At 34.3% G+C, this 20,674-nt stretch carries 20 protein-coding genes; 2 read left to right on the top strand and 18 right to left on the bottom strand.

Annotation, left to right across the window (positions count from 1 at the left end; all coding sequences use genetic code 11):
* Position 1: 1 nt before the first annotated feature.
* Positions 2-1,105 (bottom strand): DNA-processing protein DprA, encoded by a 1,104-nt coding sequence (gene dprA / locus U0D62_RS24150; protein WP_322289931.1) that lies wholly within the window; start codon positions 1,103-1,105, stop codon positions 2-4.
* 181 nt (positions 1,106-1,286) lie between these two features.
* Between dprA and U0D62_RS24145 the strand changes: the two genes are divergently transcribed.
* Positions 1,287-2,282 (top strand): HU domain-containing protein, encoded by a 996-nt coding sequence (locus tag U0D62_RS24145; protein ID WP_322289930.1) that lies wholly within the window; start codon positions 1,287-1,289, stop codon positions 2,280-2,282.
* Between the two features lie 209 nt (positions 2,283-2,491).
* Positions 2,492-3,001 carry an acyl-CoA thioesterase gene (locus U0D62_RS24140; RefSeq protein WP_322289929.1) on the top strand — a complete coding sequence of 170 codons (510 nt, stop codon included), beginning with the start codon at positions 2,492-2,494 and terminating at the stop codon, positions 2,999-3,001.
* A gap of 11 nt (positions 3,002-3,012) precedes the next feature.
* Here the strand turns inward: U0D62_RS24140 and U0D62_RS24135 are convergent, their stop codons facing one another.
* The 17 genes from U0D62_RS24135 to U0D62_RS24055 form a co-directional block, all read right to left on the bottom strand.
* Positions 3,013-3,786: a sulfite exporter TauE/SafE family protein gene (locus U0D62_RS24135; protein ID WP_322289928.1), complete on the bottom strand. Its 774-nt coding sequence runs from the start codon at positions 3,784-3,786 to the stop codon at positions 3,013-3,015.
* Positions 3,787-3,810: 24 nt separating this feature from the next.
* Positions 3,811-4,545, bottom strand: a complete 735-nt coding sequence (locus U0D62_RS24130; RefSeq protein ID WP_322289927.1) for a phytanoyl-CoA dioxygenase family protein — start codon at positions 4,543-4,545, stop codon at positions 3,811-3,813.
* 10 nt (positions 4,546-4,555) lie between these two features.
* Positions 4,556-5,785, bottom strand: a complete 1,230-nt coding sequence (locus U0D62_RS24125) for a murein hydrolase activator EnvC family protein (protein WP_322289926.1) — start codon at positions 5,783-5,785, stop codon at positions 4,556-4,558.
* Positions 5,782-6,555: a lipoprotein insertase outer membrane protein LolB1 gene (gene lolB1, locus U0D62_RS24120; protein ID WP_322289925.1), complete on the bottom strand. Its 774-nt coding sequence runs from the start codon at positions 6,553-6,555 to the stop codon at positions 5,782-5,784. Before lolB1 ends, U0D62_RS24125 begins: the two co-directional genes overlap by 4 nt.
* Positions 6,556-6,561: 6 nt before the next feature.
* Positions 6,562-7,935 (bottom strand): tetratricopeptide repeat protein, encoded by a 1,374-nt coding sequence (locus U0D62_RS24115; protein WP_322289924.1) that lies wholly within the window; start codon positions 7,933-7,935, stop codon positions 6,562-6,564.
* A gap of 19 nt (positions 7,936-7,954) precedes the next feature.
* Positions 7,955-8,971 (bottom strand): sugar phosphate nucleotidyltransferase, encoded by a 1,017-nt coding sequence (locus tag U0D62_RS24110; RefSeq protein ID WP_322289923.1) that lies wholly within the window; start codon positions 8,969-8,971, stop codon positions 7,955-7,957.
* 71 nt (positions 8,972-9,042) lie between these two features.
* Positions 9,043-9,477: a dUTP diphosphatase gene (gene dut, locus U0D62_RS24105; protein ID WP_322289922.1), complete on the bottom strand. Its 435-nt coding sequence runs from the start codon at positions 9,475-9,477 to the stop codon at positions 9,043-9,045.
* A 73-nt stretch (positions 9,478-9,550) separates the two neighbouring features.
* On the bottom strand, positions 9,551-11,005 hold the full coding sequence (locus U0D62_RS24100) for an oligosaccharide flippase family protein (RefSeq protein ID WP_322289921.1): 1,455 nt from the start codon (positions 11,003-11,005) through the stop codon (positions 9,551-9,553).
* 34 nt (positions 11,006-11,039) lie between these two features.
* Complete coding sequence (locus U0D62_RS24095) at positions 11,040-11,540, bottom strand: hypothetical protein (RefSeq protein WP_322289920.1); 501 nt, start codon at positions 11,538-11,540, stop codon at positions 11,040-11,042.
* A 188-nt stretch (positions 11,541-11,728) separates the two neighbouring features.
* Positions 11,729-12,397 (bottom strand): hypothetical protein, encoded by a 669-nt coding sequence (locus tag U0D62_RS24090; protein ID WP_322289919.1) that lies wholly within the window; start codon positions 12,395-12,397, stop codon positions 11,729-11,731.
* Positions 12,398-12,400: 3 nt separating this feature from the next.
* Complete coding sequence (locus U0D62_RS24085) at positions 12,401-13,423, bottom strand: deoxyribonuclease II family protein (RefSeq protein WP_322289918.1); 1,023 nt, start codon at positions 13,421-13,423, stop codon at positions 12,401-12,403.
* A 6-nt stretch (positions 13,424-13,429) separates the two neighbouring features.
* Positions 13,430-14,590 carry a ferritin-like domain-containing protein gene (locus U0D62_RS24080; RefSeq protein ID WP_322289917.1) on the bottom strand — a complete coding sequence of 387 codons (1,161 nt, stop codon included), beginning with the start codon at positions 14,588-14,590 and terminating at the stop codon, positions 13,430-13,432.
* Positions 14,591-14,700: 110 nt separating this feature from the next.
* On the bottom strand, positions 14,701-16,311 hold the full coding sequence (locus U0D62_RS24075) for a metallophosphoesterase family protein (protein ID WP_322289916.1): 1,611 nt from the start codon (positions 16,309-16,311) through the stop codon (positions 14,701-14,703).
* Between the two features lies 1 nt (position 16,312).
* Complete coding sequence (locus tag U0D62_RS24070) at positions 16,313-17,059, bottom strand: hypothetical protein (RefSeq protein WP_322289915.1); 747 nt, start codon at positions 17,057-17,059, stop codon at positions 16,313-16,315.
* Positions 17,052-17,789 carry a hypothetical protein gene (locus tag U0D62_RS24065; protein WP_322289914.1) on the bottom strand — a complete coding sequence of 246 codons (738 nt, stop codon included), beginning with the start codon at positions 17,787-17,789 and terminating at the stop codon, positions 17,052-17,054. Before U0D62_RS24065 ends, U0D62_RS24070 begins: the two co-directional genes overlap by 8 nt.
* 22 nt (positions 17,790-17,811) lie before the next feature.
* The gene (locus U0D62_RS24060) at positions 17,812-19,518 is read right to left on the bottom strand and encodes a hypothetical protein (RefSeq protein ID WP_322289913.1); all 1,707 of its coding nucleotides are present in this window, start codon (positions 19,516-19,518) and stop codon (positions 17,812-17,814) included.
* A 24-nt stretch (positions 19,519-19,542) separates the two neighbouring features.
* Positions 19,543-20,664: a hypothetical protein gene (locus tag U0D62_RS24055; RefSeq protein WP_322289912.1), complete on the bottom strand. Its 1,122-nt coding sequence runs from the start codon at positions 20,662-20,664 to the stop codon at positions 19,543-19,545.
* Positions 20,665-20,674: the final 10 nt, after the last annotated feature.

Genomic DNA, 20,674 nt, shown 5'->3' with positions numbered 1-20,674 from the left:
GTTATATGATCTCAAATAACTTACCCGGTAAAGGTTTAATAACTCCTTTGAGTTCCATATTTAATAATACAGAAGCTACTTTATAAGTTGGGATCTGACATTGAAGTGAAATAACATCCAGAAGCTCTTTACCATTTTCGTTAAGAAATCCATAGATCTTCTTTTCTTCATCATCCAGCTCAACAAAAAGCTTTTTTTGCACCACAGGTTGTTCTTTTTCTTCTAGTTCCCAATTGAGCATATAGAGAAGGTCTGCAGCATTAGTAAGCATATGTGCACGTTGTGTTTTTATAAGTGTATTACATCCTTTGCTAAAAGGGTCATGTGCTCTTCCAGGAACTGCAAAAACATCACGATTATAAGAATTTGCAATTTCTGCCGTAACCAGAGAACCTCCTTTATCAGCACTTTCAATAACAATCGTTGCTTCGCTAAGTCCAGCTATAATACGATTACGACCTAAAAAGTTTTTGCGATCAAAAGTATCTGTACTCCAAAAATCTGTAAAAAAACCACCGTTTTCCTCAACCTGAGACACATACTTTTTATGCACTTTGGGATAGATTTGATTAAGTCCGTGTGCCAGACATCCAATCGTTTGTAAATTATGCTTCATCGCTGCCTTGTGCGCTGTAATATCTACTCCATATGCAAATCCTGAAACGATTACAGGATCCAGAGGAGATAAAACCTCTATCAATTCCTCACAAAACTGAACCCCGTAACTTGTGACTTGACGAGTACCAACAATACTCACTATTTTTTTTCTGTTTATATCAATATTACCCGAACTAAAAAGCACTACAGGACCATCAATACAATGTTTTAATTTCTCTGGATAATCAGATTCGTCATATATATGATAATTAATAGTATTTTCCTCTATAAAACGTAGTTCATCTTCTGCAGCTTTACGATGATCCAAACGATGGAGTTCTTTAATTTTTACACTTCCAATACCATCAATTTTAAGCAAACTTGAAGGTTTTTCTTTTAATACTTCTTCGGCAGAACCTACTTCACGTATCATTTTTTTAATAGAACTATCTCCTAAATTAGGGGCTTTTTTAAGAGTTAACAGGGCAATTAGTTTGTCAGTAACCATGTAATATATTATAAGTCAGTACAAGTAACAAAAAAAAACAAAACTGTTAATAAATTCAAGGTCTTTACTTATATCGAACTCCTATTTTTTTTACCTTTGGATTATTACAATTTAACCATCAGTTTTGTCAATCTGTTTCTATATAGGATTGACGTAAAGAACGATTTTTTAGAAGGGGGCAATGAATACAACAGCTACATACATTAGTGAATTATTATATAGATATGAATGTGTAATCATTCCAGGTTTTGGTGCTTTTCTTACAAGGCGTCAACCTGCAACTATCAATGAAAGTACTCAAGCATTCTACCCTCCTCAAAAGATGATTTCTTTTAATAGTCAATTACAAAATAATGATGGGTTATTGGCTAATTACATCGCTTCTGCAGAAAATATTTCTTACACTGATGCCGTTGCAAAAATTCAGCGTTATGTTTTATCTCTGAATCAAAAAATGGCACAGGGAAAGCGAGTAGAATTAGAAAAAATTGGATCGTTTTTTACTTCAGTAGAAAACACACTGCAGTTTGAACCTTCTCAAGAAGTAAATTACTTAACAGAGGCTTTTGGTTTAGGCTCCTTTGTTGCTCCAGCAATTCAGAGAGAAGTAAAACGAGAGGTATATAAAGAAGAAGTAGAAGCACTTGAAGAAGTTACTCCTATTACGTTCACTCCTGAAAGTCGAAGCGAAAGACCTTATCTTAAATATGCCGCCGCCGCTGCAATTATTATTGGAGTTGGAGGGTTCTTTGGTCTTAAACATATTAGTGATCAAAATGTAAGCTACAATAACAATTTATTAGTTGAAGCTAATGGTGAGATCGAAAATAAAATTCAACAAGCCACCTTTGAGATTTCTAATCCGTTACCTGCAATTAACCTAAACATTATAAAAGAAGAAGAAACTCCAAATGAGGACGAAAACACTTCTTTACCTTCTTCAACCACATCAGGTTCATATCATATTGTTGCCGGCGCTTTTAGAGTATCTGCTAATGCGGATAAGAAAGTGCAAAAATTAAAAGCAAGAGGTTTTAATGCTCGTCGTATTGGTGTTAATAAATATGGTCTACACCAAGTAGTATATGAAAGCTATGACAATCGTCTTGAAGCTACAGAAGCACTACAAATCATTAAAAAAGAGCAAAATCACAGAGCTTGGTTATTGATTAAATAACAATAATCAGCAAAATTTTTCTCATAAAGAAAAAGGCATAATCATTCATTTTTAGAATTATTCCTTCAGATTTTCTGATATCTTTTCTATTCAAAGCATAAAAATCAGTGAATTTTTCAATATCACAAATTTTGATTAAAACACTTTTATTCTGTAGTATGGTATAAGTTCCTTATACCTGATTATCTTTGCCAAAAATTTAAATGTTCATGGAAGCCAGATATCCTTCAGAATCGTGTACTATTCTTACTGACCTTGTTTTACCAGGAGAAACTAATCCTTTGAATAATCTTTTTGGAGGAGAGTTATTAGCTCGTATGGACCGCGCTGCAGGAATCGCTGCGGGCAGACATTCCAGAAGAATTGTTGTAACGGCTTCTGTAAATCACGTAGCATTTAGCAAAGCAATTCCTTTAGGAAGTGTTGTAACAGTCGAAGCAACGGTTTCTCGTGCATTTAAATCGTCTATGGAGGTTGTTATAGATGTTTGGATAGAAGATCGTCAGAGTGGTGATAAAACTAAAGCTAACGAAGCTATTTACACTTTTGTAGCTGTTGATGATCGAGGAGCTCCAGTAGCTGTTCCACCAATTAAGCCAGAAACTGAGCAGGAACATCAACGTTATGATGCTGCTTTGCGCCGTAAACAACTGAGTCTTGTTCTTGCCGGTAAAATGAAACCTGATGATGCTACAGAATTAAAAGCATTGTTTGTATAATTTATTTGGCATTATATCCACCCGGCACCCAACGCAATAGAAATCAATATTAACATAATCGCAACTACAACTTGTAGAAAATGTAGTGTAACTTTTTTTAGCAAAATATTACCTATATAAGCTCCTGCAATAGCAGAAAGAGTAGCACAAATAATTAAAGCCAGATTATCTCCTAACCCAGATTTTGTAAATCGGGTAGCATACACACTCAATCGTGTAAAGTCAACAAATGTTGAAACAATCACTGCAGTACCAATAAATGCTTCTTTTGAAAGACCTGCTTTGATCAAAAACGCAGTACGCAGTGCACCTTGATTACCCGATAACCCTCCAAAAAAACCACTCAACGCACCACCAATAGGTAGTTTTTCTTTACCAAATTGTAGTTTATTGAAATATGGTAATAAATCCATACAAGCAAAAATGATCAGCAAAATAGAAATAACAAACTTGACAGGGTACACCTCAAAGGTTTTACCAAACATTTCATAGATATAAAGCGGTTTGGTATCTGGAATATTTAATAAAACCCAAGCCCCAATCATTGCAGCAATAACAGCAGGAATCCCGAATCTTATTAACACTGTTTTATTAGCATTTTTACCTACTAAAAACAATTTAAAGACATTATTGAAAAAATGAACCAATCCAGTAAGCGCAATAGCGATCTCTACAGGAAAGAAAATCATCATTACTGGAGTCAAAATAGTCCCCAATCCAAAACCTGAAAAAAAGGTAAGTATCGAAACTAAAAACGCTACAAATGAAATAATGATAATGTCCATTTTCTAATAAATATTAGATATAATTTATCCTGTATAATCTCTCAACTTTATTCTTTCAAGCCATTCAATAGGTTCTGCCAATTCTTTGTTACAAAACTCTAAATGAATTACTCTTCTTTGCTTCTGATTTGTCGTTCTATTAGAAGCGTGCAATGTTAATGGTTTCATCAACATCACTCCACCTTTATTCACTTGACATATCTGTTCTTCTTTATTTTCCCAGTCAATACTATCAACTCTACAAATTCCTTTCTGATGTGACTTAGGTATCACCCTAAGAGCTCCATTATCAGCATTTGTAGTATCCAGATGAATTCTAATAGTTATAATATTATCAAGTACTTCTGTTGGAGGTTGGACTCCAAATTGATTTTTTTTATATGTCCAATTAATATAATTTTCAACTTCCACCTTACGATTAACTGATATACTTAAATCTTGATGATAAGACACAAACCAATTTGATTCTTTTGGTTTGTCAAAATATATTGCTTTTGTTAAAAAACATTCCGTATCAAATAACCCATTGACAAGATCAATTAATTTACTATTAAATAGAACCTGTTTTAAATCAGGTATAACATTTAAAAGTTGTCGTATAGCAAATAAATCTTTGGTCTTTAGGAACGAATTACCAGATTTTTCAGAATTCTTAATTATTTGCAGAATCTCTTGTATTTCTGATACAGTATACAATTGATTTAAAACAGAATACCCTTTGTTTTCTAATTCTATTTTATTTTTCTCAAACCTCATCATAAAATAACAACTACATCCTGTAAATCCAGGTTTGAGGATTTAATCTTTTTGCATTCTGATAGATCAAAAACTTCATAATAGCTCTACCATTTGTGGGATTGGTACGAACCTCTCCTATCGCTTGTTTGGTAGATACCTTTTGACCCTCTTTTACAGTTATCTTCTCGATATTATAATATGTAGTAATATAATTACCGTGTCTAATCTGTACTAATCGACTTGCTCCTCTTAACTTCTGTATCGCTATAACCTCACCTTCAAAAATGGCCCTTGCCTTCTCTCCTGCTCGAGTTTCAATCTCTACTCCACTACTATTAATTTGGATATTGGGTAATGTCGGATGCGGTTGTCTACCAAATTTTTTAGTCAACCTTCCGGTTCCAACAGGCCAAGGAAGTTTTCCTTTATTAGAAGTAAAGCCAGCAGCAAGTTTGGTCTCTTCTGGAGTTAATGCAAATGTTGTAGCAGAACCTTTTTTACTTACTTTATTACCTGCTTTTTTATTTGCTTTAGCAATAGCCTCTCTTATCAATTTTTCTATTGCTTTATCAATGGCACTAGCTTGTTGTTCTTTCTGTTTTATCTGCTTTGTATACGTTCCTGATTTCTTTCGGATAGTAGCCATCAGAACCTGCTGTTCCTTTTTTTCTTCCTGAAGTCTTTTCTGCGTTTCACGATTTTCATCAACCAGTGCTTGCTTATTCTTTTTCTGTTGAGATAAATCTTTGTTTATTTCCTGTAATTCTTTGGTTCTGGTTTCTATACGATCTGCTTGTTCTTTGCGATGCTCATTGTATTGTTTCATGTATTGCAATCGCTTATACGCTTGAGAAAAATCTGAAGAAGATAGCAAAAACATAATTCTGCTTTGCTGAGATTTACTTTTATAAGATTTTACAATCATGCGAGCATAATCCTCTTTTAGTGTTTTTAACTCCTCGCGATATGCTCCCATTTTTTTAAAATTAGCATTAATCTCCCGAGTCAATAAATTTGCCTGCTGATTTGTAACTTTGATAAGATTCTTGCGAGTACTGATCTGAGAATTTATGGTTTCTACTTCATCCAATACAGATCTTTCTTTAAGCTTGTTATCTTCTCGCAACTGTTTCATTTGCTCAATCTCCTGCCTAAGTCGCTGCCGCTCTTCTTCTAGTTGTTGCTGCTTGGTGCTTTGAGAAAAAGAAGGTGTACTTATACACAACAACCCTATCAAAAATATAACTTGTCCTATTCTCATTGTATTGTAACTTCCTCGTATCCTGATGGTATCTTAAACGGAAAACTTACCTTAGCATTATAATCTACCGTTCTATATTCTATTTTGATCGTAGTTCTTTTTTGTTCTTGTAATGCTTCTATAAGAATTTCTTTAGGAAAATCTTGATTTCCTACTTTTTGATAACTTCTGTAATTTATACCCAAATTCCTATTCTCTATAGGTTGTTTAAGTCGTTGTGTTGCTATTTTAAAAGTACCTGGGTTTATTAAAAAAAGTTTCTCAAACAGTTCTAATTCTTTTTTAGGCTGAAGCTGATAGTTTTGATTTACTATAGATGATTTATACTTATCATCACGAAGATTAAAAAGTGCCTGACCTAATAACATTTGCTGAACCTTGTTATAATCCAAGTCAGTACCTAGCCAGTTACTTAATAGTTCAAAATCTCCTTCAAAATAGGTGTTATTTATTTTTTCGTAATAGCTTACCTTTTCTGGAGTAATCAAAACCTTTGCAAGGGTAATTCCTAAAATTTTGGCACTCACCCATATTGTTTTATCTTTTTTCATACGCAAAGTAACGTTGGGACTAAAAGACTGCTTACCATCATCATATTTAACTTTAATCCTAGCATTAAGCGTATTAAAGTTAAAAGATTGATTGTAGTGGTTTGTGATTATTTTTTCAGCACTTAACTTCTTGATCTTAGATGTACTTATTGCTTTAGTACTTTTACACGAACTAAAAATAATCAGAGAAAAACATAATAGATAAAATACTTTCTTCATTAACTCTTATGATTTTTTCTGAAGCTGAATCGCTTTTTTTTCATATTCTGAAGCTTTTGTAGTGTTTTCAAGTTTTAGATATGCCTGGCTGATTTGCTTATAAAAATCTGATTCCATTTTAAGATCATCGATTATATAATCTATTCCAGAAGAGAGAATCTCTATTGCATTCTCAGCTTCATCCAAATTGATCAGAGACACTCCATTAACCAAGTAAAACAAAGGTTGAGCAGGGTACAACTCTAGCGCCAATTCACTTCCTAATTTTGCCTTTTCATATCTTTTAAGATCTAACTGCAACAACAATATCCTCTTTAGTAAAGTAAAATCGCTGGTGTTATTTTTTATACCTCTTTCATAATAATTAAGGGCTATTTCTTTTTGATCTTTTTTGTAATAATAATGACCTAATTCTGTAAAAACTTTATCATTACTTTGATCGTTTGAAAACAAATTGGCAACTTCAATTAATTTAGGCTCGTATTCAGGATGATCATTAACAAACACTAAAAAATCATTTACGACTTTATATTTAGCTTCTGTATCTAATTGATCACTTGTCAAAACGATCTTCATAGAATTAATTGCATCTTCAGTTTTATTATCGTTCAGATAAAACTTGTATAATGCTAAATGTACTAGTTCTGATTTTGGTTTTTTCTTAAGTAAACGCTTCGCTAATTCAAATGCTTTATCTTTTTGATTATCCTGACTATACAGGTAGATCAGGTTAAGATAATTCTGCTCTTCCTTAGGGTTTTCTTCAATTTTTTTCTCTAGCCTTGAAATCTGACTATTAGGGTTAGTGATCTTTACCGCAATTCTTTTTCTTAATTGCTCACGATAAGCGTCATTACCAAATTCTTCCTGAAGTTCATCAACTAATGTTAAAGCTTCATCATATCGCTTTTCGAGGTAATATAAATTAGCTAATTGTTCTTTGAACAAAGGATTAAACGTTACAAGTTTTTCTACAACCTCAACAGATTCTGAATATTTACGTTGTGCAAAATAAACTTCAAATAGCAGTTCTAAAACATATCTATTATTAGGTGTTTCTTTTAATACCTTTTTGAAATTATCTTCGGCTTTCTGATGTTCTTTGAGTTTCAGGTAGTTTTTTCCTAATTCAAAATATAAGAAATTAAATGTTGCATCGATTTCAATACATTTTTCTAAAGCTTCAATTGCTTTATCATAATTCGTTATAGCCTTTTGTTTGAGTGCTTCAAAAAAGTATTCTTGAAATTTATCAGAAACATTCCCGAGATCATCAATATTGATTTCTTGTTTGGGCTCAATCTCTTGAGAAAAGGCCATTGAAGTCCCTACTCCTGAAAGCAGTAAGAAAAAGCTAATATGTTTCCAATATTTAATCATAAGACGCTTACCTCATAAATTATTCCAAAACTGAATAATCTCCTATACTTATTGTAGTATAATTTCCATCATAAATGGCATTATTTCCTATCATTGCATTGTCTAAATTAGCATTTTTTATGATAGTTTGGGTCTGAATCAGGCTATTTTTAATAATTGTATTTTCAATTGTACATCCATTACCTATAGAAACATTAGGTCCGACAGTAGTATTTTTAAGTACTACTCCTTCTCCTATATAGCAAGGGGGTATTATTTCTGCGTTTTCTGTAACTACAGAATTACTTGTTAATTCTTCTCCATCTTGTTCTAAAAACCCTAACATCCTAGTATTAGTTTCAACAGTAACATTTTTATTTCCGCAATCCATCCATTCATCTACCTGCCCTGTAACAAACACTTTTCCGTTTGCCATCATTCTTTTAATACCATCATTAATCTGATACTCTCCTCCATTAATAATGTTATTATCCAGAACATATTGTAATTCGTCTTTTAAAACTCCAACATCTTTGAAATAATAAATACCAATAACTGCTAGATCTGATACAAATTCTTTTGGTTTTTCTACCAACTCTACAATCTCACTTTTTTCATTTAATTCTACAACACCATAGGCTTCAGGGCTTTCTACTTGTTTAACCCAAATCACAGAATCTGCTTCTTTATCCAGGTTAAAATCCGCCCTAATTAGTGTATCTGCATATGCAATCACAGCTGGTCCAGAAAGGGATTCTTTTGCACACATAATTGCATGACCTGTACCTAAAGGTTCATCTTGTCTATAAATAGATGCTTTTGCTCCTAAGCCTTCTGCGAGTTCTGTAAGACTCTCCACGACATCATCTCCAAAAAATGCAGGATCTCCTAATATAAATGCGATTTCATCAATAGGTTCTCCCAATACTTTTGCAATATCAGATACTAAACGATGTACTATTGGTCTTCCAGCAACAGGAATTAAAGGTTTAGGAACGGTTAAAGTATGAGGTCTTAATCTAGAACCTCTTCCTGCCATAGGTACGATGATTTTCATTTCTTAAACTGGTTTTATTTTTTTGATTGTTGTTTCTTCTTGTTTTCTTTATATGAAAGGAGTAAGATAAGCTATTTAACTCCGGTACTTCCAAAACCTCCTTCACCTCTTAAGGTTTCTGATAATTCTGTTACCTCAACCCATTCTGCTCTTTCATGTTTTGCAATTACTAATTGCGCAACTCTTTCTCCATTTTGAATAGTAAAATCTTCGTTAGATAAGTTTACTAAAATCACGCCTATCTCGCCTCTATAATCTGCATCTATAGTACCTGGCGCGTTAAGCACAGTCACTCCTTTTTTGGCAGCCAACCCGCTTCTTGGGCGAACTTGGGCTTCATATCCCACAGGTAATTCTATAAACAATCCTGTTTTAACAATTGTTCTTTCTAAAGGTTTTAATGTAATCGGCGCTGTTATATTGGCTCTTAAATCCATTCCTGCAGAGGCAATGGTCTCATAATGTGGCAGTTCATGTGAAGAACTGTTAATAATTCTAATTTGCATACTATATGTTGTTGTTCAATAAAAGAAAATCCTTCTTGATATCTCAGACAGGTCTGAGCAGTAAAAGATGCCCTTATCTTTTCAAAATTCGTTTCAGTTCCTTTTTTTCTGAGGCGTACAAAATTACTAAAAACACTAGTAACAATGGGATAGAAATCAACAAATTACTATCAAAAACATAAAATGATAAAATAGAAAAACCTATTGACAAACTTAGATACATCCCAATCTTCTTCAGATTATATGGTATGGGATAATATTTTTTACCAAAATACCAGGATAAAAGCATCATTGTAGTATATGCAATTAAAGTGGCTACTGCCGATCCCATATAACTATATTTTGGTATTAATATTAGATTAAGTGTTAATGTTAACAATGCTCCTACAACTGAAATATAAGCACCAAACTTGGTGCGATCCGTGATCTTATACCACACAGACAGATTATGATAAATCCCAAGACAAAAATTAGCGACAAGAATCAAAGGTACTACAGCCATTGCCTCCCAATACTCAGGTTTTCTGATCATAAACTCTTTTAAAAATTGTGAAAATGTAGTCACTGTCAAAAGGATAAAAGCACCAAAAATCACAAAGTATAGAGTTATTGTTGCATACGTTTCTGGGGCATTTTTATCTTTGGCATGACTAAAAAAGAAAGGCTCGATCCCCATTCTAAAAGCGGTAGCAAACAATGTCATAAATAAAGCCAATTTATAACAAGCAGAGTATGCTCCTGAAGCAAATAACCCTGTATCTCCATCCAGTATCCACTCTAATAATTGCTTATCAAAATGTTCATTAATAGCAAACGCAAGTCCTGATATTAAGATTGGTGTACCATACACAATCATTTTTCTCCAGAGTGCTTTATCGAACTGGTATTTTATCCTAAGATAAAAAGGTGAAACCATTAGCAAGGTACTAGCACTTGCTATTGCCATAGCAATAAAAATATACTGAACCTCAAAATTATCTTTATATATCAGCTCCAGCCACGCAAACTCTTTTACCAGATCCTCTAAAAAAATTAAGAAAAAGACATTCAACCCTGCATAAATAACAACATTAAACACTTTTATAACAGAATATCTAATTGGTCTTTCTTTTGCCCTCAGATCCGCAAAAGGAATGATCATTAATGCGTCAAATGCCAGAATAAAGATCACGTAGATCAAATATTCTTTTTCAAGACCTAATATATTTGATATTACATCCTGAGCTAATAATGCTATAACCACAAAAATAGTGGTTGTGGTTATTATTGAAATTGAGGCGGTGCTGGTAACATTATTTTTATGCTTATCCAGATTCAAAAACCTAAAAAAAGAGGTTTCCATTCCGTATGCAAGCAATACATTAAAAATAATAATCCAAACAAAAATTATAGATACTTTACCATACGATACAGGGCCATCAAGATAGGCAGTATGAACTACTACCAATAGAAAAGACAGCATACGAGGTAGCACAGTGGCTAATCCATAAATGAAAGTTTGCTTAAATAGTTTTTGAAATATTCCCAACTGCCGTATAGATTGTGGCTATAAAATTACAATTTTATTGTTTTCGCTGCATGGGATACGCCTGTAATTCTTTTTCAGGTAGTTTATCAAGTTTAAAAAATCCTGTCTTACCACTTTTGGTATAAGCAATAATACATTCGTTCTCTTTTAATTCAAATGGTATCTTCTCTTCTATTTTCGGAGGCTCATTAGTAAACTCTTCTTTAGAGTCACCACTCATGACCAAGTCTCTTTTTTCACCAGGATTAGTGTATCGGCCCACATATGCAGGTTCGTTAGGTTTTCGTTCCAGGTTGATTTTTTTATTATTAAAATAGACATAGTCTAATTGTACATCAGATTTCTCCTCTACAGGAATATATATTAAAACACCTGAACCTCCTCCTTGGATTCCTGCTACCCAATTCTGGAAGTAAGCTCCTTTTATTTCAATCGGAGCGGCTTCATCAATTTTCTGACTAGTAGCACATTGAGTCAAACCAACAATTATGGCAAATACTGCTATTCTGGCCATAATATATTTAATACGTATCATCTCTAAAATAGTTTTTATACAGAACTCTTACTAATTTCATTTAAGAATTGGTATAACGAATTCTTATCTTCATTAGTATTAAAAGCAAGATTCATACCAATCATATACTACAAATTAAATTGGTATTATAATTAGTATTTACTTTGGTTTTAAAGATAATCAAATATCTGAGTTATTAAATCAGGAATTTAAAAAGTATGTTCTGTATTCGAGATGCTATAATAATCCACGTTTTTTCTTCCGTGTATTTCTAGGTCACTATGTATCTTAACATCAGTATCATCCATTTTAAGAAATATGTTTTGTACCCATGTATTTCTTTTAGAACTGTAGACTATTAAAATTTTGGACTCCTGCCCTCCATAACAAAAAGTAATAGGGTCACTATTTAATAAATCAGAATCATTTTTATAGATGCAATTTTTTGATTTGAGCTCAATAATATCGCCATAAAATGAAATTTCTAAATCTTCAATAGCACCTTCTCCCGTTTTATCAAAATCAATACTTATTGTACTATTATTCCCTTGTAGACTTAATATGGCACTGCAATAGACTTTCTCATTCTCTAATGTCTTAACTAACTTATTATTACTGTCCTCAACCCTATTTGTGATACGATGTAGATTTCTTTCTATTTTAGTAAAAGATGTTTGTTGTAAATCTTCAGTAAAAACTCTAAAATACTGTTCAACAAACCAAGTGAAAAAGAAAAATGTTGGACCAAATATATTAAAATAGTAATGCCAGGACTTGGTTTCTTCCATCATAAAATTGACAAAAGTCCAGGCTAGTGCGCAAACAAAAGCTATTGAATATTGATTTACTAATCTTTTTACAAGTGATTTTCGAACCATAAGCTACTTTTTACCTTGTTCGTGTAATTTTTCTTCTGCTTTTTGTAAAGCTTTCCATAAGTTTTGTTCTTCAAAGCAGAGTGTTCCTCCTCCTCTTTTTTCCTGAGATACCATTCTATTAAGATCTGCTACGCACACCCATTGTTTCTTACTGGTTTTATTAGCAATACTAGTAGCCCATTTTGCATGATCTTTAGTATACTCCCATTCAAAATCATATGCATCTTTTTTATAAAACTTGATAGTAATTACATCTTCATCTTCTTCTGAAGATGTGGCATCTTCTGCAGGTGGCACAGTACCTCGCCTCCAGGATTCAACAATCAAATCTTCGTCTAACTCGGGGCTTACAAGGTCTATCCAGAAATCCTCTCCCCAGGATTTACTTTTTGCGATCAATTTAAACTCTTTGCCCGCTTTTGAGGTAATACAAATAGTTTCAGGCTGTTTAGATTGCTCAAAAGAATCTCCTTTAAAAAGCTTATATATCGCATCATTTTTAGAAATAGAGTCAGGCATATAAGAGCTTTCATCAAGAACTTGTGGGTTTTGCTGATTTAACATCTGACTCGCTATCTTATTTATTTCTGCATAACCACTTAAAGTGATGCAGATAAAAGTCTGACCGTATTTCTTTTCTCTTTCTGGAAGTGTAGTTTCGTTCTTTGCTGGAAATCTAGGGGTAGAATGCAGCATAAAAACAGCTTGATCTTCTTCTTTATTAAATACTAAAATTCCTTTACAATGCCCCCTTCGGTTATCATTACGATCTTCATCAGTATGCTCATCATTATATACTACATAACCGGTTTCTTTACTTTTATTTTTGAAAATGTTATCTAAAGTATAGCTTAATGCTCCTTTGGTTTCATTGAGTTTATACTCAGAAAGTACTAATTCTTTTCCATCAGCATCATAATATAAATAGTCATACCCCAGATTATCCTTGGATCCTGAATATTCTGGGGTTTTATAAATAAACCACCAATCTACACTCTTTGCATCTTCATTTAACACTTGTATCATAGAAGTCTATTTTTGAACATTAAGGTTAAAGAATCTAGGACCATAGAATACTGGTTGATCCAAATCCGTATATTTTTTTATAAGTTCGAACTCTTCCGGATATAATGTTTCTAGCTTATCGATAATATCCTCAGGAATCTGAAGTTGCATAATATAAAAACAAGAAAGCACTCTCATCTCTGACATAGTCCCTACGGCTTTTCCAAAATTGGGCCAGGACTGATCTTGTGGGCCATTCCACATTAATTCGAGATCATCCATAATGTTAGTATATGCTGTATCAAACCCTATTAAGTGTTTTTTTACATCTGTTGCTTTAGGATCTAATTCTAAAATCTTTGCGTACCCATCTGAAGGAACAAATAAGGTATTGACCACTTCAGGGAATGCCACCGAATATCCTTTAAAATACGCTGCAACTGTTTCTTTATTTAGTGGAACTTTTGGATTAGGTTCTTGATATTGATGGCCGTAAAATATTTCTGCAAACCTGCAATAATGAGAGGCTTCTCCTTGCGAAGTAGGTCCTGCATGCAAATTACCAGACGGCGTTCCTTCTCCTTGCTCTATAATTTCTTCTATTCCTGCATAAATTTGTAGTAACGGATCTTCTCCTTCGACATAGGTAATGGTTGTAAATCCTATATCATCTCCAACCTGGTTAGATGTTCCTCCTTTTTTCATAGCAGCTCTCACTTCATCGGCATTGGCTTTGATAGCATCTTCAATTGCAGTATATAACTTAGCAATGGTTGGGTATTTTTCATCTTTATATTGATCAGGAAGTAAGATTCCTGGCATTTCAATCCTCAGAAAGTTTTGTAACTGCAGCTTAGAAAATTTGGCTATCACGGCCTCCACATCTGGTTCTGCATTACCTGGTAAACCATTTCTTGGAAAAGCAGGGTTTAGGTTTTTGATTTTAGGTGTTCCTCCAATAGCTGCCAGTATATTACAGGCAATCGCCATATGAACCATTTCTTCCATGACAATACTCCTAAAAAGGTTGTAAGAAGGATAGTTCTGTACTTTATGTGAAAACATAGAAGACAGGTATAATGGTAGTGTAGAATGTTCCAGCTCAATCGCAATCTGAAGCATGCTTTTGATCCATTCCAGATCTCTTTTTTCGGGGGTGATTTCTAAGTGTGCTGCTACGGTTTTCATCTATTTATATTTTATTTTCTTTAAAAGTCAGATGGAATTTGCCAATTATCATTTTGATTGGTATCAACTTAATTGTTATGCTCGTTTCATAGACTATAATTTCTTGTTGATTAGTGTATTTCTTCTTCAAAAATGAGTAAAGGTTCAGGGTCTGCTTCGGCAATCTGGTAATAGCTCGTTTTTATAGGTTGATCTTTTCCTTGAAGTTTTAGAATCTGATATCCTCTATCATACCACCCATTAGTTAGGTCTAGTTTAGCATTCTCCGCTATTAAAGGAACTGGGTATTTCTGCTCATAAGGAGCTTCTTTTTCCTGAACCGGAATAGCTGAGTGTCCAACACATCTTCCTTTCGGAATTGTGGAAAGGTTACCTGAAGCATCTTCCCATCCATCAGGGCGGTAGTTATCTTTATAAATTCCTAGATTATGCTCATGGCCCCAAAACCAGGCTGCAACTTTTGGCATAAATGCTCCAAATTGCTTCCATAACTCAGTGTTTATCCAGGCTCGGTTCATATCTTTAGGATTTGGAACGCTTATTCCATTTGAATCTTTTATTTGAGTCTGAGCTACTCCAATATGCTGTTTTGCAGAATATACCTGGTGATGCGACAAGAGTATTGTTCTTCCGTCAAAAGTTTCAAGTTTGTTTTTATGCCATAACTGCTCGTCATCTCGTATCGGGATCATCCCGGTTCTGTGAGTTGTATCTTCTACCTTGATATACGGATTACTAACTCTATGAAATATCGGGTTAAAAGCATCTGACCAATGTGGGTTTGTTGGATCACTAGGAATATCAACTTTATTATTATGCAAAAGTTCTAAAGCTGCTTTTTGTGCTTTTTCTGGCACATCCATATAATGTCCATAAAAACTGGTATCCATTGCCAGGAATTGCCAGTAATCATCTTCGGTTCTCAAACAAAAGTAACTTGCTTCTTGTTTTTGATCTTTGGTATTGATTAGCATATCAGTATCAATGCAGTCATAAAATCCAATTCCTCCTGTAAAATATTCATGATTTCCTGGAATTGTAAAGACAGGTACATTTTTTCCGTGAGCTTTCATCACCTCTCGAATCATCCCAATAAACCTGGTTTCGAATTCATATGGTGTTCCTGAATAATAAATATCCCCTACATGTAGGATCACATCAGGATCGAATGATAAGGCAGAGGCTAAAACCCCTGCTGCAATGTCTGTTCCTGTACCAATATCACCAATGAGGGCGATAGTTGCATCTGCAGGAATCTTCCAATCAATTACTCCGTAATTAAGGTTGTTATTCCCGAATTCCTTATCCTGCCAGGAACGATATAACGGTGATTGTCCTTTGTGAAAAGGATAGTTCCAGTAATAACGAAAGTATTCTATTTGTTGCTCTTCCCATAAAGGATTACCATATCTAAATCGCCCACGTTGCTCATTAATCTGATCTTCTAAATCTTTATCTTCAGATATTTTGGCATGTGCCAACTGATGATTTAAAGCCGTTAAATATGCCAAAATCTGTGGATCATCATCCTGCAAATCTTCTGGATTTTTGGGTTCGGTTAACGGTTCATTCTTGATCATTGCTTCGCTATATGTATCTATAGCTTTTAATAAAGGATGCTCTTCATCTATTTTGGCATTCTTGCCATTTTGCTGTTTAGCTATTGCCGAAACTGCTGCAGATTTCCAGAGCGCAAGATGTGGTGAATTATAGGTATCCATATTAGGGTCGGTCAAGTTGTACGTTTATGCAATTTTCTTTGATGAGATCAATACCTTTCCAGGCATCCCATAGTCCTGCTGGTAATACAAAGTTTTTTGCCGTTTCATCTAAAAACGGGGTTACTGAGTTAGCCAGTTTTTGAAATTTTGAACTGGGTTTTCTCCCTTGTCTTGGAAAATGCTCCCAAAAAACTACATAATCCTCAGCAACGCATAATAAAGCCCCATCAGCATTAGGTGAACTATAATCCTTTGCCCATTCATTTATTAAGTTTAAAAACTCTTCATTGCTCTGATCTTCTTTTTTATATCCTACCAAATGATGTACAGTACCCGACATCCAATCTGATTTCTTATCAATCAAATAATAAGGCTGATCAACCGCTAGTTTGCCATCGTAAGCAATCGGAAATCCTGATTTACTGGTTTCGGTATTATATACCAACGTATGCATACTTGTATAAGATCTAACAGCAACTGTTCTAAATCCAGCCTTATATATTTCTGGAGATTCCCAAAACATCAAAGCTGTTTGGTCAGGAACCGTAGCTGGTTTATTTTCATGATTAGGGAGCGACGGTACATATCCATGCAATCCTATATTGGGTTGTAGTAATGAACAGGCAGGTACAAAAACAGATCCCAGAAAATCTACGAACTCTTCATATGTTTTTTCTGGAGTTTGAAACCCTCTCCATACATGAACAGCATCCGGAGCTATTGGCTCATATTTAGGTTTACTATTCATGATCATTTCTTTTAAATTGCATATTGAACCCATCACCTGGTTTGATATCCATTCCGGGCCATACTTCCCATAATCCTTTTGGTAATGAAGTTGGTTTTGGGTTCACACATAGTTTCCAATCAATTAACGCTTGTAACTCTGCATATCCACTGGATAATGTTTCTCCTAATTCCCAATACACCAAGTAATCCGGGCCAACACAAACTACTCCTCCATCAATTTTACCTTCTTTCTGAATTTGAGAAACAATAGATGCTACTTTTTCTGCAAACTCTGTACTGGTCATTCCTGGGGGTTTACCTCCTACGATATGATTAACATTTCCGTTCATCCAATCTGCAGGTTGATCTACCAGGTAACAAGGTTCATTTTCTTGCAGAGTACCTTTAAAAAAAGTTGGAAAATCTGCTCTACTATCTGATGTATAAACAGATCCATGGGTTAGCGTATAAGTACGAACTGCCAAGGTTTTGAATCCATCGTGATATGTATCTTGTGAATTCCAGTATAAAATGGCTGTTTCGTCTGGTACTGTATCCGGTTTATTCTCTACTCCTCCGGGAATAGTAGGAATATAAGAAGCCAATCCTATTTTTGTTTGCATTTCTACAGTGGCCGGAACGAATACAGTGGATAATCGTTCAAAAAAATCTGAAATTTTTAAACTTGGAGATCTAAAACCTCTCCATACGCGTACCGCATCAGGTGGTACCAAATGTATCTTTGACATAATATCTATTTTATGTTAATCTTTATACTGTAGTCTTATATTGTGGCTTTCCAGCCGCAACGATCTCTTTAGCTACTTTTTGTAAAAACCCTGGAGTTGGTGGTTTTTCTGAAATCTTATCATAAGGACATCCCAATGGAAAAGACCATTTATCATTTACACAAAAATGACAAGAGCCTTCTGTTCTGGTTAAATATCCTTTACCGTCATTTCCTTTTTGAGTATAGGCTAGTTTTCCTTCTTTATAGAGCGTTTCTAACACTCTAGCCATATCTTTATGTGGATTATAATAATAGGACTGCAAATCGTCTAAAGCATTTTTATATTGCTCATATAAATCTTTCCATACTCCAGCAAGATCTTCTGTAATTTCAAATGCCATAAAATAGCCTTCTTTTTTGGGAGCCACATAAGTGATTCTTTTATCTGTTTTAAGAAAATCTGCACAAGAAACGTGCTTTTCTTTAAATGTATCCCAACTATCTTCTGACATTCTAAATTGCGGAAGGAAATTGGTATTGTACGAAAAATGAGGTGTTACTATTATTCTAGTCGCTACATCATACGATTCACCATCTATTTCTGTATTGAATTTAAAATAAGTAGGATCATTATCATCGATGGTTTCTTTAAACAATGTAAAAGCCCCATCTTCTGGATATTTTGGCAACTTAGTTTTTCTATTAAGTAGATTACCAAAAGCATCTCTGAACATATTATAAGAGGCTTCACCGACTAAATACAGGATTGCCGGTTTTGTTTGGACCAATTGTTTCATAGCCCAGGCATTGGTACTAACGCAGTTAGAGACAATTTCTTTTTCCTGATTTCCTAGATAATCTTCGTTCCAATGTGGCGATGCACAAGCAACCATATCGATCTGGCAAACGTCTTCTCCAATATGAAGATTCGCTCCTGTATTTCCTTTTTCTATAAGAAATTTATTAAACTGATCCAGAGAAGGAACAAATTGTTCATAATAACCAATTTGTTTTTGATAGACCTCGACTTCTTTATCTGCCGGAACATCTAGTTTTGCCGCAATTATATCTCCTTTTTCGAATCGGTTATTAGGCTCATAGTGGTCATACAATAGAACATATCTCGGTTCTCCAAGAGCTCTATTAAGTTCTATCTTGGTTTTATTCTCATCTCCATCATACAAAACCTCTATTGAAAAATCAGGTGCTGCGCTAGTACGTATAGCACTAACTACCACACCTGCTTTTTGCGCAATAATCTCTCCTTCTTTTAGAAGGTATTCTTTAATAAGATTAATATCTAAATGCTCCTGATATACAGATCGGTACCTGTAATAGTAAGCATATTTAGTCCACGCATCAGTGTTATTATCACTCGTGAAGCTTGGATATGCCCAACTGGTTCCTTGAATTCCTGGTGCAAAAGCAGTCAGGTTTGGGTTGATACCAATTGTCATTATAGGTGCTTTACGACAACCATCCATTACTTCTCCATTAGGAAATCCCTGATCTCTGGTTGTTCCTTTTAACCAAGCATAATCAACCGGATCATCCGTGGGATCATTTTCCTGTGGCGTATTAGAGTTAAAATCAAATATTGGAAATGGCCCATAAGGTTGTTTCGAAACATCATCTGGCCAAAAGAATTTACAGGTACCACATGATCTTACATTATATACCAAATCAATCTCTAAAGGATTTTCTATTTGTTCTATATTACTTCTTTTAGGGTTGTATGTTTTTTCCATAATACCTGTTTTATTTGTTACTAATTATCCTGCTATGGTTGCCCAGGTTGTTAGAGCTCCATTAAAACTAGAGTAAATACCAAAAGTCTGATAGATCATTCCAGACCAGCCTGTTCTTACATCTTCTGGAATAGTCCTTCCATCTGCAGTTTTGGTAGGAACTAAAGGATCTGAAATATTACGTACAAAAGCATAATCAGTATCCTGTAATCCTGCCTGATGCGCTATAACCGCATCATCCATTTCTAAAACACAATATTGAGTTGCATTGGTTTCATCTGCGATAAAGTAAAAATCGGTAGTTAATAAAGGCGTATCTTTAAAAGGCAAAGCTCTTGACTGCCCGAGGTTTTTCGGGTTAATTGGTCTATTTACCAAATCCTGAAGAGTAAAATCTTTTGCATCTGGCGTTTTTTCTTGTAACTGATCTAATAAATTTTGTAGTTCTTGATCAGAAACCGCATCTGTCATCGTAAAAAATAAACTGTCCTGAGTTTGCGGTAATAGATCTGTATTAGGAAACCACGTTTTACACGAAAATGTTTCATTATTATAATCCACACCTTTGTTTTGTGGTTTATCCAATTCTATTTTGGCCATATTAGTAACAGCAACATCACCAAGGCATTCATCCAGACGTGCTCCTCCAGCTGTACCTATAGAATAAACTTTATCGGGCTGAGAGTCATCTATTATATTTTTGACCATATCTGACAATCCAGTGATATACGGTGGATGTGATAAATGGGATTCTGATTTAAAGAGTAATACTTTGAGATCTTCACCATCTTTATTGGTGATTTTTACCATTCTAAAATATCCCCATAGATACTCATATGCTTCTTTTTCTGAAGGATTTGTAGTAGATGGTGCGTTCCGACTATATAAAAACCAGTCGTCTCTCCATTTATACGCCTTACTGTTTCTTGTGGTATCACTATTTACAAATACATGATCTAATGCTGACCATTCTGCAACAGTCCAGGTGATTACTACAATATCTGCGTCAGGTAATTTGGCTTGTGGTCCTTGATAATCTACCCATAGATGTTCAGGAGCACTAGCTCCAATCTTATTCCAATCGATAATAGGCAGATCTGGTAAATCTACGGATGCATCTACTGATGACGTTAAAAGTTTAGACATAACGAAGTTT

It is taken from the genome of Aquimarina callyspongiae, from assembly GCF_034322225.1.
Taxonomy (GTDB): Bacteria; Bacteroidota; Bacteroidia; order Flavobacteriales; family Flavobacteriaceae; genus Aquimarina.
This window is presented reverse-complemented; position numbering and strand designations above follow the sequence as displayed.

Excerpts from the sequence above, each read along its gene's own strand:
- dprA (WP_322289931.1), bottom strand. The coding sequence starts at position 1,105 with ATGGTTACTGACAAACTAATTGCCCTGTTAACTCTTAAAAAAGCCCCT.
- U0D62_RS24145 (WP_322289930.1), top strand. The coding sequence starts at position 1,287 with ATGAATACAACAGCTACATACATTAGTGAATTATTATATAGATATGAA.
- U0D62_RS24140 (WP_322289929.1), top strand. The coding sequence starts at position 2,492 with ATGGAAGCCAGATATCCTTCAGAATCGTGTACTATTCTTACTGACCTT.
- U0D62_RS24135 (WP_322289928.1), bottom strand. The coding sequence starts at position 3,786 with ATGGACATTATCATTATTTCATTTGTAGCGTTTTTAGTTTCGATACTT.
- U0D62_RS24130 (WP_322289927.1), bottom strand. The coding sequence starts at position 4,545 with ATGATGAGGTTTGAGAAAAATAAAATAGAATTAGAAAACAAAGGGTAT.
- U0D62_RS24125 (WP_322289926.1), bottom strand. The coding sequence starts at position 5,785 with ATGAGAATAGGACAAGTTATATTTTTGATAGGGTTGTTGTGTATAAGT.
- lolB1 (WP_322289925.1), bottom strand. The coding sequence starts at position 6,555 with ATGAAGAAAGTATTTTATCTATTATGTTTTTCTCTGATTATTTTTAGT.
- U0D62_RS24115 (WP_322289924.1), bottom strand. The coding sequence starts at position 7,935 with ATGATTAAATATTGGAAACATATTAGCTTTTTCTTACTGCTTTCAGGA.
- U0D62_RS24110 (WP_322289923.1), bottom strand. The coding sequence starts at position 8,971 with ATGAAAATCATCGTACCTATGGCAGGAAGAGGTTCTAGATTAAGACCT.
- dut (WP_322289922.1), bottom strand. The coding sequence starts at position 9,477 with ATGCAAATTAGAATTATTAACAGTTCTTCACATGAACTGCCACATTAT.
- U0D62_RS24095 (WP_322289920.1), bottom strand. The coding sequence starts at position 11,540 with ATGATACGTATTAAATATATTATGGCCAGAATAGCAGTATTTGCCATA.
- U0D62_RS24090 (WP_322289919.1), bottom strand. The coding sequence starts at position 12,397 with ATGGTTCGAAAATCACTTGTAAAAAGATTAGTAAATCAATATTCAATA.
- U0D62_RS24085 (WP_322289918.1), bottom strand. The coding sequence starts at position 13,423 with ATGATACAAGTGTTAAATGAAGATGCAAAGAGTGTAGATTGGTGGTTT.
- U0D62_RS24080 (WP_322289917.1), bottom strand. The coding sequence starts at position 14,590 with ATGAAAACCGTAGCAGCACACTTAGAAATCACCCCCGAAAAAAGAGAT.
- U0D62_RS24075 (WP_322289916.1), bottom strand. The coding sequence starts at position 16,311 with ATGGATACCTATAATTCACCACATCTTGCGCTCTGGAAATCTGCAGCA.
- U0D62_RS24070 (WP_322289915.1), bottom strand. The coding sequence starts at position 17,059 with ATGAATAGTAAACCTAAATATGAGCCAATAGCTCCGGATGCTGTTCAT.
- U0D62_RS24065 (WP_322289914.1), bottom strand. The coding sequence starts at position 17,789 with ATGTCAAAGATACATTTGGTACCACCTGATGCGGTACGCGTATGGAGA.
- U0D62_RS24060 (WP_322289913.1), bottom strand. The coding sequence starts at position 19,518 with ATGGAAAAAACATACAACCCTAAAAGAAGTAATATAGAACAAATAGAA.
- U0D62_RS24055 (WP_322289912.1), bottom strand. The coding sequence starts at position 20,664 with ATGTCTAAACTTTTAACGTCATCAGTAGATGCATCCGTAGATTTACCA.